We start from the raw sequence: 16,523 nt of genomic DNA, 5'->3' as shown, positions 1-16,523 counted from the left end.
ATTGCGGGTGAATGACGTTGCCGCATTAACGTGTCTCTGCGTTGTTTCTGGCAGATGGATGCACGGTAGCCCGAAAGGGCCTTCGGGCCTCCGGTGCGAAACAAAGAGAGCAACGCGTTATGTCGGTTCGGATGGCCCTTGCTAAACTGTCTGCCTGTGCGGCGGGCTGTGCCGTGATCGGCGGCGGTGCCGTTCACGTCGCCGAGACGCAGTCGGCGAAGACCGAGTACCGCAAGGTGAAGATGGCCAAGGCCGCTCCGGTAAAGAAGCGCCCGGCCCAGCGCCTCGTCCGCAAGGACCAGCCCCGCACCACCAAGCGCGTGCGCAAGATCATCAAGCGGACCTGCTGCGACCAGCCGCAGATGGCGATGGTGCCGATGCCCGCGCCGTACATGCCGCCCGCGCCGGGGCCGTCCTACTCGGGCGGCAGCGGCGGCGCGCCGGTAGTGATCGGCGGCGGCGGTGGCGGCTTCGGCGGCTTTGGCGGCGGGTTCTTCGGCGGCTTCTTCGGAGGCAGCGGCGGTGGTGGCGGCGGCAACGTCGTGATCACCTCGACCAGCAGCGGCGGCGTGACTTCCACGACCGGCGGCGTCACGTCCACCACGGGCGGTGTGACCTCGACCAGCGGCGGCGTGACCTCGACCTCCAGTTCGAGCACCGGTGGCCTGACCTCCACGACGACCACGGGCGGGATCACCTCGACCACGTCGACCAGCTCGGGCAACGTGACCAGCACCAGCAGTTCCAGCTCGTCCTCGTCCTCGTCGTCTTCCAGCTCCAGCTCCAGTTCGTCCTCCAGTTCCTCAAGCGGCGGTGACGATCATTCTTCCGGCGGCGCGACCTCCACGGGATCGTCCAGCGGTTCATCGTCCAGCTCGTCTTCGTCGTCGGGGTCTTCCTCGACTTCGGGCGGTTCGACCGGCTCGACTTCGTCCAGCAGCTCAAGTTCGTCTTCCTCTTCGTCGTCCAGCTCGTCCTCGGGTGGTTCGACCACGAGCACGTCGGGCGGCACCGACGTACCCGCTCCGCCGATGCTGATCCTGTTCGGCGCCGCAGCGGCAGCGATCGTCGGACGGCGCCGGCTGGCGCGCGCGAAGGCGGCCTGACATCTGAACACGGGGAGGGCGACGCCAAAGGCGGTGCCCTATGTGGAAGGGCGAGGTTCGCGGACCTCGCCCTTTTCATATGTTTTGCAAGGCCAGGCGTCTTTTACGGCCGGTTAACCAGAAATGCCCGATACGGCCTCTCGAAGCACAGCCGAGTTTCGCGGGGCCGATTCATGAAGATGGAACCTATCCTGCCGTTCGCCGAACGGACCTGCCCACGCCTCTCGGTGGTGGTGCCATGCTATAACGAGGAGGCCGTTCTCCTCATGCTGGAAGCACGGCTCGCGGCCGCCTGCCGGGAACAAGTGGGCGAGGACTACGAGATCGTTCTCGTCAATGACGGCTCCACTGATCGCACCTGGCCGCTGATCTGCGTGCTGGCCGAGCGCAACCCGCGGGTTCTCGGCGTCGATCTTTCGCGCAACCATGGGCAGCAATTGGCGGTGACCGCCGGGCTTCAGATATGCCGCGGCGAACTGATCATGATGATCGACGCGGACCTGCAGGACCCTCCGGAACTTCTTGGCGCAATGATCGAGCGGATCGAGGCGGGCGCGGACGTCGCATATGGCCAGCGCGTGGCGCGGCACGGTGAAAGCGCTTTCAAGCGGGGAACCGCATCGCTTTTCTACAAGTTGCTCAACCGATTGTCGGAGCAGAACATCCCCGTCGATACCGGCGATTTCCGGCTGATGACCCGGCGCGTGGTCGATCAACTCAACGCCATGCCCGAGCGCTGTCGGTTCATGCGCGGCATGGTCAGCTGGCTGGGGTTCGAGCAGGTTGCCGTGCCCTACGAACGCGATGCGCGCAGGGCGGGTGAAACCAAGTATTCCGTGCGGCGCCTGATGAGCCTTGCCATCGACGCCATCACGAGCTTTTCGACGGTGCCCCTGCGGCTGGCCTCTCATCTCGGCGTCCTGTCGGGATTTGCGGGGTTCGCACTCCTGTTCTGGGCGATCTGGCGCTGGTCCGAGAACGGGGTGATCATCGGCTGGACCAGCACGATCGCGGTCATGCTGATCATGGGTAGTATCCAGCTGATCATCCTCGGCGTTTTCGGCGACTACCTCGGGCGGCTCTATATCGAAAGCAAAGGGCGGCCGCTGTTCATCGTGCGCGAGGTGCGCAGCCAGTCGCGGGCGAGCGAGCGCGGACCTGTGGTGATGCCGCTGACGGTCGGCGCCTTCGATCCGCGGGTCTGACGTCCTGCCGATGACCCTGACAATGGCCGCGTTGCGCTTCGGGCTGGTGGGTGTGCTGAACACGATCGTCGGCTTGGCCGTAATCTGGGCGCTGCTGCGGCTGGGGGTGGGCGACTATCCGGCCAACGCCTGCAGCTACGGAGTGGGTGTGTGCTGCTCCTTCGTGCTCAACCGGACCTGGACATTCGAGGTGCGCGGGCCGGTCGCTTCCACGGAAGTGGCGCGGTTCCTGACCGTCTTCGCGCTGTCCTACGGCGCGAACCTGGGCATGCTGACGCTGATGCGCGGGCTCGGCTTCGCGCAGAGCCTGATCGGGCAGGGCGCGGCGATGGCGGTTTATTCGGCCTGCTTCTTCCTCCTGTCCCGCCATTTCGTCTTCGCTCCGGGGCGCGCCGCGCGATGACGGGGCAGTCGGGAACGATCCCGCTGCGCTGGTGCGCGGCGCTGGTGCTGCTGGCCGCCGTGCCGCTGTTCTGGCCGGTGGTGCCGCCGCTGACCGACCTGCCCGGGCACATGTCGCGCTACATGGTGCAGATGGACGGCGGACGCAGCGCCGATCTGGCGCAGTGGTACAGCTTCCGGTGGGGCCTGCTCCCTAACCTCGGCGCCGATCTGCTCGCCTGGGTGTTCGAGCCGATCGTCGGCCTGAGGCTGGCGGTGAAGGCCATTGCGATCCTGATCGTGATGCTGCAGGTCGCGGGTTACCTTTGGCTGTCGCGCGCGGCGCATGGGCGGGTGGCGGTGACCGCGCTGTTCGCGGTGCCGCTGGCGCTGGGCAATCCGTTCCAGTTCGGGTTCCTCAACTTCACGCTGGGCATGGCGCTCGTCACGCTCGCACTGGCCTGGTGGATCAGTCCGTCGATGGCGGACAACCCGCGGCGGCGCTGGCTGGTGTTCTGCCTGGTCGCCTGCGTCATCTGGGTGTGCCATCTGGCCGCATGGGCGACTTTGTGCGTGCTGGTCGGGTGTTGTGAACTGGCCGGACGTTTCGAGCGATCCGGGCGCCTGTTGCCGGCGCTGTGGGGCGGGTTCCTTGCCAGCACCTGCCTGTTGGTGCCGCAGCTGGCGAGCATGGCGTGGCCGAACCCGGCCGGGCACCTGCCGAACGAGAACTGGTTCCGGCTGGGGCTCAAGATCTATCACTTCGCCAACGTTCTGGCGGATCGATGGGACGCCTGGGATTACCTCTGCGCGGCCGGACTGCTCGCCCTGATCGTGGCTGTCTGGCGCTCGCCGCGCTTTGCCCTGCACAAGGGGTTGGCGCTGGGCACGATCGTGCTGCTGGTGGTGTTCATGGTCATGCCGGGCACGATCTACGGGTCGGCCTATGCCGACATGCGCCTGACGCCCATGATCTATGCGCTGGCGCTGATCTGCGCGCGGCCGCTCGACCTTGGTGCGTGCAGGCAGCGGATGCTTGTGGTCGCCGGGATCGCCTTCGTGGCCTTGCGCCTCGTCGGCAACACGGTGAGCATGGCCGCCTGGGACGAGCAGATCCGCAAGGAGCAGGCCGTGGTCGAGCAAATCCCGCGCGGCTCGCAGCTGCTGACCTTCATCGCGCTGCCTTGCGTCAATTTCATCCGGCAGCAGGCGCGGGTGCGCGATGTCCACGTCGCCAGCTATGCGATGATGCGCCGCCATGCCTTTGCCAACGACCAGTGGGCGATGCCGGGCGGTCAGCTCATGAGCATCGACAACCCTGTCGCCGGTCCCTTCATCGACGCGCAGACCGGGGCGCTGGTCGGCGAGAGTTGCCAGGGGTTCAACCAGCTGCTCACGGCGATCGACCGGGTGCCTGCCGGCATTCCCCGGTTGTGGGTGGTGTGGCACGTGCCCGAACTGCCGCTCGCCGGGTGGCGGCCGGTGGCGCGCTCGGGAGATTCCGTGCTGTACCTTCGTCAGATGCCATAGCGGCGCTTGACCGCACGGTAGCGTTCAAGGCGCATCACCTCGCGCTCGGCCGGATCGACCAGGGCGGTGTCGGCGGGGAGATGCTCGATCAGCCGGTTCCTCGATACGAGCCGGGTCCGGAATCTTGCGGCGTCCTGCGTCAGCAGGTTACGATAGGTCAGGTTGCCCTCCCGGAACCGCTGCGTGTCGAGCCAGTTGTGCACGCCCGGATCGTCATGGGCGAGCACCAGCCGCACCACGCCGTCGCCGTCGACGCGGGTGCGCGCCGGGGTGTAGCTGACCGGCCGGTGCAGGAAGTCCATCGAGCCCATGAAAGCGCCGCCCATGCCGAAGATCCAGAAGCCGGAGTGCGCGTCCATCTCGACGATCAGCGCCTCGTCCGGTTCCAGCCGCCAGACCATGTGCGCCGCCATCCGCCCGCGCTTCGCGTCGGAGGCATCGTTGGCAGTCCGGTCGGGAGGGAAGGCGCCCAGCGCATGCGGGTCGCACACGCCGCGCGAGGTCAGCCACGAATGCTCCGGCCAGTCGTGCATTAGGCCGGTGACGAAGGCACCCGCCCAGTCCATCGCCTCGATCATTTTCGCAGGTGTGGGCAGCGGCTTTGCGCCTGCGGTGTCCAGTGCTTCGATGGTCAGGGAGGTGGGGGTTTCGTCCCAGCCGTCGAAGGCTTCGCGGATGAACAGCTTGCGGCTGCCCGGCGTGGTCGGGAGCCAGTTGCCCGGCCGGGGTTCACCGCCGACGAAGAGTTCGAAATCGCCTCGCGCGTCCGCCTCGATCTGTGTGCCGAGGATATTGCACTCGGGAATGTCGCCGAAGGGCTCGTGCAGGGAGGGCCAGTCGGTGCCGGGGATGGTCTCGGGGCGCGGGCCTTGCACGGTGATGTTCAGCCAGCGCGCGGTGCCCTTGCGGCCGGTCAGGCGGTACGTGCGGTTTCCGTCGATCCAGGCCTGCCGATACGTGAAGTCGGCGACGTCGCCCCCCAGCTTGCGTGTCGGCGTGACGAAGGGGTGTATCTGCGGGAACGCGGTATCGCGCGTCTCCAGCGCGAGGTCGAAGGCCTGCCCCAGATTCTGCGTCAGGAAGCGAAAGGCGTCCGCGCGCTGGAGCGGATTGGCGGGATTAGCGTCCTTGAAGGCACTGTGACCAGCGCTTTTCAGGCGGTCGCAGAATTGCTCCCATGCCATGCGCAATAGGACATCGTCGGGTCCATCGCCAAAGGCCATGTCAGGCTCCCAGTCGGTCTAGCAGGTCGGAAAGATGGCGGGCTGCCCGTATGCAGGCTTCGCGCGGGCCTTCCGCCTCGATGCGCGGGCCTACGAGTTCGAGGTCGAACAGCCCGGTGTAGCCAAGGTCGAGCACATCGCACAGGATCGCCTCGAGCGGGATCGCGCCATCTCCCGGCACCGCGCGGCAGGGCGTGCTGCGATCGCCGAGCACATAGTCGCTGACTTGCACCAGCCCCGCCAGCGGCATCGCGTCGGCCAGCTTTCCGCGCAAGTCGGCCTCGGTCCAGCATGCATGCAGTTCGACGCAGACATCGATCGCGGCCATCCGGGCGAGGCGGACGGCATCGGGCAGGGTGTGGGCCATGTGGATGTCGGCGTTGAGCGGAGAGGCGTTTTCCACCAGCAGGCGAATCCCCGCCCGCTGCGCCGCATCGCGGCAGGGGGCGAGCAGGTCGGCGAAGCGCTGTGCTGCGGCCTCCCAGGACAGTGCACCGCGTCCTCCGGTGAGGAGATAGATTGCGGGCGCGCCCACTTCAGCCGCGACCTCGATAACACCGAGCAGGTTCGCCGCCGCCTTCCCGGTGTCGCGTTCAAGGTCGGGATGGAGGGCGAAGAGGTGGTTGATGCACCCGATCTGCACCGGGCTTTCGCGTGCCGCCGAGCGGGCTTCCTTCGTTTGCAGGCACGGCGCGGCGAGTGTGCAGTGCTGCACGCCGATGCTGCGGCAGAAGTCCAGGAAGTCCGCGGTTGGCTCGGTGATCAGGGCCACCTGATGCAGGCTGACGCGCGGGTGCATCGGCGGTTACCTGCGCACTTCGATCGGCACGCCGAAGCGCTCGCGGAAAGGCGCGAACTCGGCGTTGAGATCGTCGATGCAGTAGCCGGCGTCGATGAGCACCCGCGTCGAGTAATGGAACTTGCCGTGGCGATCGCCGCGATTCTCGGCGAGGTAAGCGCGCATGGCGTCCTCCTGTCGCGGCCCGAATGCGCGGTCGGCGAATCGGTAGTAGCCGCGCACGGTGCCGATGGGATCGGCGACGAAATCGGCATAGCGCACGTGATGGATGCGCGGGTCGTCAACCAGTGGGTCGGTCATGGTATGGCCGATCGACCAGCGCACGCGTTCGACGTGCGCGCGCGCCTCTTTCACGAGGTCGATCTGACCGACGATGCCTTCCATGATGTCGGCCATCATCATCGTCGAACTGGCCGCGACCATCACCGGGTCGCGGTGCAGCCAGACCAGCGTGGCGTCGGGATAGGCGTCGAAGAACGCCGCAAGGCGCGTGGTGTGAAAGCCCTTGAGCACCCAATACTTGCCGGGGCGACGGAACTGGAAGGCCTGCAGCATGGCCTTGTGGATGCGGTACTGTGCGACTGGATCGGTAGGCAGGCCCATCGACAGGTTCTGCATCGGCACCCGCCACCAGGCGGTGGGCGTCATCACGCGAAAGTCGAAAGCCCAGGTCCGCTCGTCTTCGGGCAGGCCGTGGCCGAGCATGTCATTGTAGGGGTGGCAGTGCAGCCACTTGGCCATCTTCGCGTTGATTTCCCGCCATTCCTTGTCGGCGAGACGGTAGCGAGGGTCATCGCCCGTAACGGTCCCGGGCGGCGGCGATGGATGCATGACCTCGGCGAAGCGCAGCGCCCGCGCGTCCGGGTCCACCGACATCAGCGCATGCATCAGCGTGGTGCCAGATCGAGGCTCGCCGCTGGCGAACATCGGCCGTTCGATCACTTCGTCCGCCAAAGGAAACGCGCTGCGATCGTGGAAGAAGCGCAGGCGGTCGGTGAGCAGCCAGTGGATGTTGCGCGCTGCCGACTGCCGGCCCGCCTCGTCCATGGGGATGGTGTCGATATGCGCCACGGCAAGGGCGAAGCGTTCGGGAAAGCCTTCATCCGCCCAGTTTGTCAGACCGGTTTCGTCGATCGCATGCTGCAGCAATTGCTGCGGTTCGAGCGCAGCCATCGGATCAGCCCTCCACCAGCCGGGTGATCTCGTCCTCGGTCTCCCGTACCTTGGCGGCGGAAGTGGCGGCGAACTTCATGCCGCCCATCGCGCCGTATTCCATCAGCTTGTAGACGCGCATTCCGGCATCGGCGAAGGCCTTGATCTTCAGCGCCACTTCCTTCGGTGTGCCCACAGGGAGTATGTCGCGGATGGCCTGCGGGTTCATAGCCTCGCAGAATTTCAGCATCGCCTCGCGGCTGAGCTTGACCGGATCGAAGTCCATGATCCCGCGCCAGTCCGGACCCATCGGGTGGTCATGCCCGAACTGGGCAAGGTCCTTCGCGGTGATCATGAGCACGATCGACTTCACCATCGGCGCGCGCAGCATTTCGTCGATCTCGTCCGGCTCGCCGATCAGCGCCATCTGGGTGATCGCGGGCGTGAAATGGCTCATGTCCCGCCCGGCCGCGTCACCCGCATCGAGGATGACCTTGAGCTTGGCCGCGTAATCCTCGGGCGTCCACGCACCCGCCGGCCACCAGCCGTCCGCCTCGCGTCCGGTGATGCCCAGCATCCTTGGTCCTGCCGAGCCCAGCCAGATCGGCGGGGCCTTGCCGTCGTAAAGCTCGGTGTCCATGCGGGCGTGGTGGAGGTGAAAGAACTCCCCTTCGAAATCGACCGGGCCATCGGCATGCCACAGCAGCTTGATGACCTTGATCGCTTCTTCCAGCCGTCCCACCGGCTTGGCGAAGTCGAAGCCGTAAGGCACCGTGTTCTCCAGTTCGCCCGAGCCGAGACCGAGGATGAAGCGCCCCTTCGACAAGTGGCTGATCGTCAGCGCCGACTGCGCCAGCAGCGAGGGATGCCGCCGCACGGTATCGACCACGGTGGTCGCGAGCGGGGTGTTCTTCGTAAGCACCGCCGCCGCCGCGCTGACCGCCATGCCGTCCAGATGCCGGTGCGGGCTGGGGGAGGAGAGGGCGAGGTCGGTGAACTCCGGCGTCCAGATCGAGTCCGGCCAGAAGCTGACCATGTGGTCGGGCAGCCAGATCGAATGGTAGCGGCCCGAATCGTACTCCCCCACCATGTCGATGCCCAGCGGAAGCGTCGTGCGCAGGAAGGCGGCAGGCTGGACTTTCATCGGCTCATCTCCCTGAGGCGGCGGCTGCAGTGCATCGCAGGCACGATGGGTGCCGGACGCCTCTTTGTTCGGGGGCCATGGGTGGGCTAGGCGCCGGCCGAAGCAAATTCCCATTTGGGGATGAGGCGATGTCCTGTGAGAGCGTGTCTGTCGAAAGTCTGATCGTCCCGTTGATCGCCCCCCTGATCGAGGGTCTGGTCGAAGATCCGCCATGGCGCGGTTTCCTCGACGCTTTGCGCGCTGCGGTTGCGGGTGACTACGCCAGCCTGGTGTTCCGCCCGCTGCCGCTTGGTACGCCCGAGGCCCGCGTGATCCACCTCTATTCGGGGGCGCCGTCGCCGCCGCGGGTGTCGCGGCACTATCGCGAGAACCTCTACTTGCGCGATCCGATGCCCTATCATGAGATGACGGAAGGGCGCACGTATCGGCTAGACCAGCTGCTGCATTTCGGCGAGCCCGCCCACGACGCCTATCTGACGCAATTGCTGGTGCCATCGGGCATGAACCATATGCGGATGATCCGCTTTGCCGAGAAGTCGGGCACGAGCGGCTGGATCACCGTCACCCGGCGCGAGGGCGATTTCGGCCGGCAAGTCGACGGCCTGCTCGAAGCGCTGGTGCCATACATGCGCGTAGCGTTAGGCAGTTTCGTGGCGCTGGAGCGGGAGCGTATGACCGCTGCCGTCGCGCGCGAGGCCGTGCGGCGTCTGAACTTCGGCTGGCTCACGCTCGACGGCGAAGGGCGCGTACTCGACGCAGATGCGCAGGGTTCCCGCATGTTGCAGGCGGGCGATCGCATCGCGCGGGCGAAGGACGGCAGGCTAACCGCCCGCGACACGGCGCTGCGCCGCCAACTGCTTGCTGCGGTGCGAGAACTGGCGATCGATCCACAGGCGCGGCCGCGTGCGATCGTGCTGTCGCGTGAGCCGTGGCTCGACCTGCTGCTGGTGCCTTCGGGCCAGCGGATGGGGACGACACAAGCTGCGCCGGCGATCGTGTGCTACCTGCATGCCGACAACTGGTCGTCCGCCGATCGCTGCGAGCAGCTAGCCCAGCTTTTCGATCTTGCGCCCAGCGAGGCGCGGCTGGCGCTGGCCTTGAGCCGAGGCATGTCGATCAGCGAGGCCGCGCCGGAGCTGGGGCTGACGGTGGAATCGGCGCGCACCTATTCCAAGCGGATCTACGCCAAGACCGGCGCGCGGGGGCAGGCGGACCTCGTGCGGTTCATCCATCGTTCGGTTCTGGTGATCGCGTGATCGGATACATCATTACGGGGCCGCCTGAGCGATTATAACAGGTGTTCAGCATTTTTCGTTGACTGTACGCCCCGCGGGCTTCAGCGAATGCATACGAAACGAATGGGAGAATGCCGCCGATGACCAAGCTCCTTGCAGGAAAAGTCGCGCTCGTGACCGGGGCATCGTCTGGCATCGGCGAAGCGGCGGCGCTTTGCCTGGCAGAGGCAGGTGCGGCCGTCGCCATGTCGGCCCGGCGGGCTGAGCGGCTCTCCGGCCTCGTCGCCAGGATCGAGGCGGACGGCGGTACGGCGCTGGCCATCCCGGGCGACATGACGGTGGAGGACGATGCCCGCCGCGCGGTGGCCGAAACCGTCGAGAAGCTGGGCCGAATCGACATCCTGATCAACTCGGCCGGGATCATGGAAGCCGGGGGAATCGAGAATTGCGATACCGCGATCTACCGCCGGGTCATCGACATCAATCTGATGGGGACCGTCTACACCTGCACTGCCGCCGTGCCCCACATGCTGGAACAGGGTGGCGGTGACATCATCACCATTTCATCGCTCGCGGGCCGTAAGGGCGGTCCGATGACGAGCGCTTATTCCGCCAGCAAGCACGCGGTGAACTTCATGACCGATGCGATGCGGCAGGAACTGGGCGGCCGCAACGTGCGCGTCACCACGCTGATGCCCGGCGCGACCGAGACCGAGGTGGGCGACAACATCTCCGATCCAAACTGGCGCGCCGCGATCCAGGCGCACGTCGCCAAGGAAGGCGCGGTGAAGCCGAGGGACATCGGCGAGGCCATCGTCTTCATCGTGGCGATGCCGCGTCGCACGAACATCTCGGAAATAACGATCCGGCCGACGATCGACACGTCGGCCTGAAGGGAGAGGGAAGATGGCCGGAAGGCTTCAGGACAAGATCTGCATCATTACCGGCGCCGGGTCCGGGATGGGGCGCGCGATGGCGCGGCTGTTCCATACGGAAGGGGCGAAGCTGCTGCTCGCCGACATCTCGGGCAAGGAGGACGAAGTGGCTGCCGATCTCGGCGGCGAGGTCGTATCGATCCATTGCGACGTCTCCAGCGAGGCGCAAGTCAAGACGATGATCGCAAGGGCCGAGGAGAGCTTCGGCAGGCTCGACGTACTGTGCAACAACGCCGGTTTCGGCGGCGGGATGGCGCCGCTCCACACCCAGACGACCGAGCTGTGGGACAAGGTGCACGCCACCAACATCCGGGGCGTGTTCCTCGGCATGAAGTACGGCATCGAGTCCATGCTGAAGACCGGCGGCGGAGCGATCGTCAACACCAGTTCGGCTTCGGCGGTGATCGGGTGGAAGCACCACAGCGTCTACAGTTCCGCCAAGGCGGGCGTGCACCAGCTCACCAAGGTCGCGGCATTGGACTATTCGGACAGCAACATCCGCGTGAACGCCGTGGCGCCGGGGACGATGTGGACGGGGCTGGTCGAGGCATCGAAGACGCATGATGCGCCGCCAGAGGGTTTTCCGACGCTCGCCGGGATACCGATGGGGCGCTGGGGCCGCGCAGAGGATATCGCATTGGCCGCGCTGTTCCTCGCCAGCGACGAGGCGGCCTACATCACCGGGGTGATCCTGCCGGTGGACGGCGGCTATTCGATCGGATTTTCCGGCATGGGGGCGGAGCGGCCCGGGATCGTCAGCGCCAACAGCGACGGGTAGCTGGGCGCCGCCCTAAAGCCAGGGCGCCACCGGTATGCCCGTCAGCGAGGGATCGGCCCACAGATACTCGGTGAAATGGCCGATCCTCCTGCGCGTATCGACGTAGCAGAAGCACAGCTTTGCTTCGTCGGACGGCTTGGCCGGGAACCGCAAGGCAAGCGCCTCCCCGCTGGCGCGCACGTCCTGCAGCAGGGCCTGCCATTCAGCGTAAGGCCCCGGCACCGCGATCCCGATGTGGTGGAAGGCGAGGACCTGCGCCGACAAGTCCGCCGCGTCCGTGTAGATTTCGGTGACGCCCGAGATCGGCTCGATGATCTCGAACTGGCGCAGGCCGCCGGGGCCGCCGATATTGGCGATCGCTGACTTCACGCCCAGCCTGCGCGTTTCGCCGTAGGAGAGGACCTCGATCTCGGATTCGCTGCGGCGCAGGCCGGTGATGCCCAGTTGCGTCTCGGCGTGCATGATCGCCGCGTCCATGTCGCGCGTGGCGTAGCTCATCTGGATGAGCCGCCCGTAGCGCCTGCCGATATGCGTCATGGCGACGCCTCTCCCTGTTCTCATCGTCCCGGCGGTGATGACCGGCGGCCTTGGCGATTGCAAGATAGTGTCCGCTTCTTCAAAATTCCCACAAGGCGGCAAGGCCGCGCTGAGGAGAGGCAAAACCCATGGATTTGAGCGAAGCAGGCCACGCGTTCGTCACCGGCGGCGCAAGCGGCATCGGCCTGGGTATCGTCGATGCGATGGCCCGCAAGGGGCTCAAGGTGACGATCGCCGACATCGATGCCGAGCACCTCGCCGCAGTGCTGGCCGATCGCGGTGGGGCCGTTCGCGGCGTCGTCCTCGACACCCGCGACCGTGAGGGCTGGGCGCGCGCGAAGGCCGAGGCGGAAGGTGTCTTCGGCCCGGTCGATGTGCTGGTCAACAACGCCGGCATCGCTCCCAACGGCCGCGAATTCGCGGACATGGACCCGGCCAGCTTCGACCGCATCGTGGCGATCAACCTCACCGGCATTGCCAACGGCGTCTTCACCTTCGCCGCCGATATGCGGGCAAGGTGCAAGGGGCACGTGGTCAATACCTCCTCGCAGGCCGGTCTCACCGCGAGCGTGCCGGGCGTCGGGGCCTATGCGGTCGCCAAGTTCGGGGTAACTGCGCTCACGGAGGCGTTGAGGCAGGAGATGGCTCCTCATGGCGTGGGTGTGTCGCTGCTTTGTCCGGGTTATGTTGCCACGAACCTGGCCGAGAACACCCGCAAGGTCGGAGGCGAAATCCGCCAGTATGCGGGCGCCATGCCGCCCTCCGGCGTGACGGCCGAACATATCGCCATGATGGTGCTGGCGGGCATCGAGGCCGACGAACCGTGCATCGTCACCCATGCCCGCGTCTGGCGCAGCGTGGAACCGCGTTTCACGGCGATCCGCGCGGCCTGCGAACGCCGCGACGCAGTGCAGGGCGCCGCTGCATGACCGAGGAACGGTTCGCCCGGATCGAGGCGCAGATCGCCATCGCCGACCTCGTCCACGGCTACGCGCGGGCCGTGCGGCGCGAAGCCTATGAGAGCATCCCCGCTCTTTTCGCCCCGACCGGGACCTTCGAAGTCCGATCCGGCGCGCCCGATCGCACCGAATATGCCGTGCGCCAGCGGTTCGAGACACCCGAGGCGCTGGCCGCCTTCCTCCTCGAAGGGAAGGGCCGGCCGCATCCCGTGCCGCTGATCCATAATCTGATGGTCGAGGTCGCCGGAGACACCGCGCGGGCCAACGCCATGATGGTGGCGCCGATCACCGGCACCAACAAGCAGGTGACCGGCGAATATCACGACAGCTTCGTGCGGCTGGACGGCTGCTGGCTCTTCGCCGCGCGCATCTACACCATCTTCGCGGCCTGACGCGCATTGCATGACGCCTGCACGGCGCGTAGCAGGCGTGCATGATCGCGCACGTCGAACCCTTCCACGCCACGACCATCGGCCGTCTTGCCTACGAACTCGCCGCCGAGGGGCGCGACGTGATCCACATGGAATACGGCCAGCCCTCCACGGGCGCTCCGGCCGCGGCCATTGCCGCGGCCCATACGGTGCTCGATGCCGAGGCCGGTGGCTACTGGGAGAGCCCGGCGCTGCGCGAACGGATCGCGCGGCACTACGCCGAGGCTTATGGCGTAGTGGTCACGCCCGAGCAGGTATTCCTGACCTGCGGTGCCTCGCCTGCCTTCGTGCTGGCGCTGTCCTGCTGCTTCCGCCCCGGTGCGCGAGTGGCGCTGGCCCGGCCGGGATACGTCGCTTACCGCAATGCCATGCGCACGCTCTATATCGAGCCGGTCGAGCTGCCCTGCGGCCCGGCCGAGCGCTACCAGGTCACCGCCGCCGCCCTCGACGCGCTCGATCCGGTGCCCGAGGGGCTGATCCTTGCCAGTCCGGCCAACCCCACCGGCACCGTCATCGCGCCGAAGGAACTTGCGGCCATCGCGCAGGTCTGCGCGCGCAAGGGCATCACTGTGATCTCCGACGAGATCTATCACGGCCTGACGTACGGCATGACGGCCGACTCCCTGCTCCAGCACGTGCCCGAGGCACTGGTGGTGAACAGCTTTTCCAAGTGGTTCTCGATGGCCGGCTGGCGGCTGGGCTGGCTGGTGGTTCCTTCGCGTCTGATCGAGGCTGCGCGCGCACGGATCGCCAACCTGTTCCTGACCCCGCCGGTGCTGGCGCAGCACGCGGGGCTGGTCGCCTTCGACTGCACCGAGGAACTGGAGGGGCACCACGCCAATTACGCGCGCAATCGCGAACTGCTGCTGGCCGCGCTCCCCCGTCTCGGCCTGCAGCGCATCGCGCCGCCGGACGGGGCGTTCTACATCTGGGCCGACATCGGCCACCTGACCAACGACAGCTTCGCCTTCTGCCGCCAGCTCCTTGCCGACACCGGCGTCGCCACCGCGCCGGGCATCGACTTCGACCCGGTCGATGGCAACCGTTTCATCCGCCTCAGCTTCGCCGTCTCCACGCTGGAGATCGAGGATGCGATCGAGCGCATGGTGCCTTGGTTCGCTGCGCGCGGGAACACTGCCGGCGTTTGACATTGGTTCGCTGATACGATCCTGCATGGCTCATAGTCGAGAGAAGGGCAGTATGATCGTCACCGGCCGCGGCCTGCGCGCGCGGGGGCGAATCACTTTGCGAGCAAGCCTGCGAGACTGCCGATAGAGCGCGGCAAAGGCTGCACGAGGTCGATGGAGTGCGATTCGCGATGGCGCCGATGCCCGGCATGGCGGCATTTTTCGGAGTGATGGATTCTGTGCCGGTACCACAGTCCGGTGACCGGCCGACCACGTGCCCGCGCCCATGCTTCGCGCAGATGCGGATGCTCACCCGGGCAGCCGTCATGCGCACGATTCCAGAAAGTCATGTGATCTGCACCTGGACAATATCGGGACGCGACATGGAGTTACTGCCCCAACGCTCGCAAGGACGGGTGCGGGGCGTCGATACCGGACACGATCTGGGCCCCGCCGAACCGGCCCGGTTCGCGGATAAAATTGCCGCGACAACCCGTCCCTAGCGGCGGTTTGCCTAAGGAAATTTCCGCAAGGGGTCTGCGCAGCCGTGAATACACGGGTGTTTCACCTAGCCTCTATAAGATGTAACAAGGCGGGACAGCGAATCCGGGCTACAGGGAACTGCGTATTGACGCTGGGCCAAGTCTGGGGACTGTGGCGCACCCTTCGGACGCGAAAGACAACGATAAGGCAATGGCAAGTACTTCGTGTCGGCAGCGATCGCGTTCATGCGCGCCGTCTGCGTGACTTCCTCCACGATTGCGCGGGCAGTGCCGCCTGCGAGGAGATCGACCGTATTCGCGAAGCGCTACACCTGCTGAGCGGCAGTGGCGTCGACGGAGCCGTACCGCTCGACCGCGTACGCATCAACGCCATGCTGGACTGCGGCGCGGGGATGAGCGCCGTGCTGGAGATCATCGGTCCGGACATGCCGTTCATGCTTTCGCGGGGCGGTCACGATACTTGTCTTGCGACCGTGGTGCCTCCGGGCGGCTCCGAGGAAGCTATCGCGGAAGGTTCGACGCTCGCGCTCGCTATGCTGGCGGGCCATGTCGCGGCGGTGCTGGCGAAGGGTGAACGCGGCGCTCATGCCGCAGATGTTCCGCTGGCCTCGGCCTCCATCCGACTGCACTGACACCGCCGGCCCCAAACGATCCCGCGACAGGCCCGGTCGGGAGGGGAATACGACCGGGCCCGCATCGTCGTCCGGAGATCAGGCGACTGCGGATCAGGCGTCGGCGCCTTGGCAACGGGTGGCGCCGACAGCTTTGATGTACCGCGATCGTGGCTAACGGCTCGTTCACGCACGCCTAGGGATATTGCCGGATTGGCGTCAGTTCACGAGGGATGCCTCGATCGCGATGCGGCTCGCGTCGGACGTGTGATTGGCGCCCAGCTTGTTGAGCATGTTGGCGCGGTGGGTTTCAACCGTTCGCGGGCTGATCGAGAGTCTTTCTCCTATCAGGCGGTTGGACAGGCCGCTGGCGACGCTGCCCAGCACTTCGCGTTCCCGCCGGGTCAGGCGATGTAGTCGATCGCGCCATCGAGGATGGCCTGGACGATGCGCTGCGCGCCGGACTCCTCGAAGAAAGCGATGTTCGGAAACCATTCGCCGTGGCTGGCCATGCTTTCGATCAGATCGTCGATCGCGCCCGCCTGGTCGTGGATCTCCGGATTGGCGGCGATCGGGTCTTCTGGGCCGGCCATGGCGGCGAGGATCATCGCCAGCGACGTCTCGTTGACGGGGGCGGCGTAAGTGACGGAGGTGTGGCTCGCGCCTTCGCGCACTATCCCCGGCATGTTCCCACGCGAAAGGCTGACGCGGCGGCGGCGCGGTTTCCCGGGTGTGTGATCGGCCGCATCGCGAAAATCGATTGCAGCGGTGTCGAAAAGAGAGGCGGCAATGGCGCTCGCGCGCTGCATCACCGGGCCGTGTAGGCGGAGCTTGTCGTGGATGCCCGGCAATCCGGTCATATCGCGC

The 16,523-nt window shown here is 66.4% G+C and carries 18 protein-coding genes; 11 read left to right on the top strand and 7 right to left on the bottom strand.

The features are described 5' to 3' along the window. Positions 1-119 precede the first annotated feature (119 nt). The 4 genes from BES08_RS32805 to BES08_RS10560 all read left to right on the top strand — a co-directional run bounded on the left by BES08_RS32805 (position 120) and on the right by BES08_RS10560 (position 4,222). On the top strand, positions 120-1,106 hold the full coding sequence (locus BES08_RS32805; RefSeq protein WP_197524357.1) for a PEP-CTERM sorting domain-containing protein: 987 nt from the start codon (positions 120-122) through the stop codon (positions 1,104-1,106). A 173-nt stretch (positions 1,107-1,279) separates the two neighbouring features. Then, positions 1,280-2,311: a glycosyltransferase family 2 protein gene (locus BES08_RS10570; RefSeq protein ID WP_069708227.1), complete on the top strand. Its 1,032-nt coding sequence runs from the start codon at positions 1,280-1,282 to the stop codon at positions 2,309-2,311. Positions 2,312-2,321: 10 nt separating this feature from the next. After that, positions 2,322-2,714, top strand: a complete 393-nt coding sequence (locus BES08_RS10565) for a GtrA family protein (protein ID WP_036526416.1) — start codon at positions 2,322-2,324, stop codon at positions 2,712-2,714. After that, entirely contained in the window at positions 2,711-4,222 is a 1,512-nt protein-coding gene (locus BES08_RS10560; protein ID WP_069708226.1) for a hypothetical protein, read from the top strand. The genes BES08_RS10565 and BES08_RS10560 overlap by 4 nt, the downstream gene beginning before the upstream one ends. Here the strand turns inward: BES08_RS10560 and BES08_RS10555 are convergent. The 4 genes from BES08_RS10555 to BES08_RS10540 are packed head-to-tail and all read right to left on the bottom strand — an operon-like array spanning position 4,210 to position 8,540. Next, a complete protein-coding gene (locus tag BES08_RS10555; RefSeq protein WP_069708225.1) occupies positions 4,210-5,445 on the bottom strand; it encodes a DUF1214 domain-containing protein in 1,236 nt (411 codons plus the stop codon). The genes BES08_RS10560 and BES08_RS10555 overlap by 13 nt on opposite strands. 1 nt (position 5,446) lies before the next feature. Continuing rightward, entirely contained in the window at positions 5,447-6,244 is a 798-nt protein-coding gene (locus BES08_RS10550; RefSeq protein WP_069708224.1) for a sugar phosphate isomerase/epimerase family protein, read from the bottom strand. A gap of 6 nt (positions 6,245-6,250) precedes the next feature. After that, positions 6,251-7,417, bottom strand: coding sequence for a sulfotransferase family protein (locus BES08_RS10545; RefSeq protein WP_069708223.1), 1,167 nt, complete (start codon positions 7,415-7,417; stop codon positions 6,251-6,253). Between the two features lie 4 nt (positions 7,418-7,421). After that, complete coding sequence (locus BES08_RS10540; protein WP_069708222.1) at positions 7,422-8,540, bottom strand: LLM class flavin-dependent oxidoreductase; 1,119 nt, start codon at positions 8,538-8,540, stop codon at positions 7,422-7,424. Positions 8,541-8,683: 143 nt separating this feature from the next. Between BES08_RS10540 and BES08_RS10535 the strand changes: the two genes are divergently transcribed. The 3 genes from BES08_RS10535 to BES08_RS10525 all read left to right on the top strand — a co-directional run bounded on the left by BES08_RS10535 (position 8,684) and on the right by BES08_RS10525 (position 11,488). Next, entirely contained in the window at positions 8,684-9,796 is a 1,113-nt protein-coding gene (locus BES08_RS10535) for a helix-turn-helix transcriptional regulator (RefSeq protein WP_051586874.1), read from the top strand. A gap of 119 nt (positions 9,797-9,915) precedes the next feature. Further along, a complete protein-coding gene (locus BES08_RS10530; RefSeq protein WP_051211533.1) occupies positions 9,916-10,668 on the top strand; it encodes an SDR family oxidoreductase in 753 nt (250 codons plus the stop codon). 13 nt (positions 10,669-10,681) lie between these two features. After that, positions 10,682-11,488: an SDR family NAD(P)-dependent oxidoreductase gene (locus tag BES08_RS10525; RefSeq protein ID WP_008831320.1), complete on the top strand. Its 807-nt coding sequence runs from the start codon at positions 10,682-10,684 to the stop codon at positions 11,486-11,488. Positions 11,489-11,500: 12 nt separating this feature from the next. Here BES08_RS10525 and BES08_RS10520 read toward each other — a convergent pair whose 3' ends face one another. After that, the gene (locus tag BES08_RS10520) at positions 11,501-12,025 is read right to left on the bottom strand and encodes a VOC family protein (protein WP_008831319.1); all 525 of its coding nucleotides are present in this window, start codon (positions 12,023-12,025) and stop codon (positions 11,501-11,503) included. Positions 12,026-12,153: 128 nt separating this feature from the next. Between BES08_RS10520 and BES08_RS10515 the strand changes: the two genes are divergently transcribed. The 4 genes from BES08_RS10515 (at position 12,154) to BES08_RS10500 (ending at position 15,677) form a co-directional block, all read left to right on the top strand. After that, positions 12,154-12,954 (top strand): SDR family oxidoreductase, encoded by an 801-nt coding sequence (locus tag BES08_RS10515; protein WP_008831318.1) that lies wholly within the window; start codon positions 12,154-12,156, stop codon positions 12,952-12,954. Then, positions 12,951-13,376, top strand: a complete 426-nt coding sequence (locus BES08_RS10510; RefSeq protein WP_008831317.1) for a nuclear transport factor 2 family protein — start codon at positions 12,951-12,953, stop codon at positions 13,374-13,376. Before BES08_RS10515 ends, BES08_RS10510 begins: the two co-directional genes overlap by 4 nt. 41 nt (positions 13,377-13,417) lie before the next feature. Next, complete coding sequence (locus tag BES08_RS10505) at positions 13,418-14,563, top strand: aminotransferase class I/II-fold pyridoxal phosphate-dependent enzyme (RefSeq protein WP_008831316.1); 1,146 nt, start codon at positions 13,418-13,420, stop codon at positions 14,561-14,563. Positions 14,564-15,170: 607 nt separating this feature from the next. After that, complete coding sequence (locus tag BES08_RS10500; protein ID WP_231957946.1) at positions 15,171-15,677, top strand: hypothetical protein; 507 nt, start codon at positions 15,171-15,173, stop codon at positions 15,675-15,677. A gap of 198 nt (positions 15,678-15,875) precedes the next feature. On the opposite strand, the gene BES08_RS33950 is transcribed toward BES08_RS10500, so the two are convergent. Further along, positions 15,876-16,043, bottom strand: coding sequence for a LuxR C-terminal-related transcriptional regulator (locus BES08_RS33950; protein WP_008831314.1), 168 nt, complete (start codon positions 16,041-16,043; stop codon positions 15,876-15,878). A gap of 17 nt (positions 16,044-16,060) precedes the next feature. After that, the gene (locus BES08_RS33945) at positions 16,061-16,516 is read right to left on the bottom strand and encodes a hypothetical protein (protein ID WP_008831313.1); all 456 of its coding nucleotides are present in this window, start codon (positions 16,514-16,516) and stop codon (positions 16,061-16,063) included. Positions 16,517-16,523 lie beyond the last annotated feature (7 nt).

It is taken from the genome of Novosphingobium resinovorum (assembly GCF_001742225.1).
Taxonomy (GTDB): domain Bacteria; phylum Pseudomonadota; class Alphaproteobacteria; order Sphingomonadales; family Sphingomonadaceae; genus Novosphingobium; species Novosphingobium resinovorum_A.
This window is presented reverse-complemented; position numbering and strand designations above follow the sequence as displayed.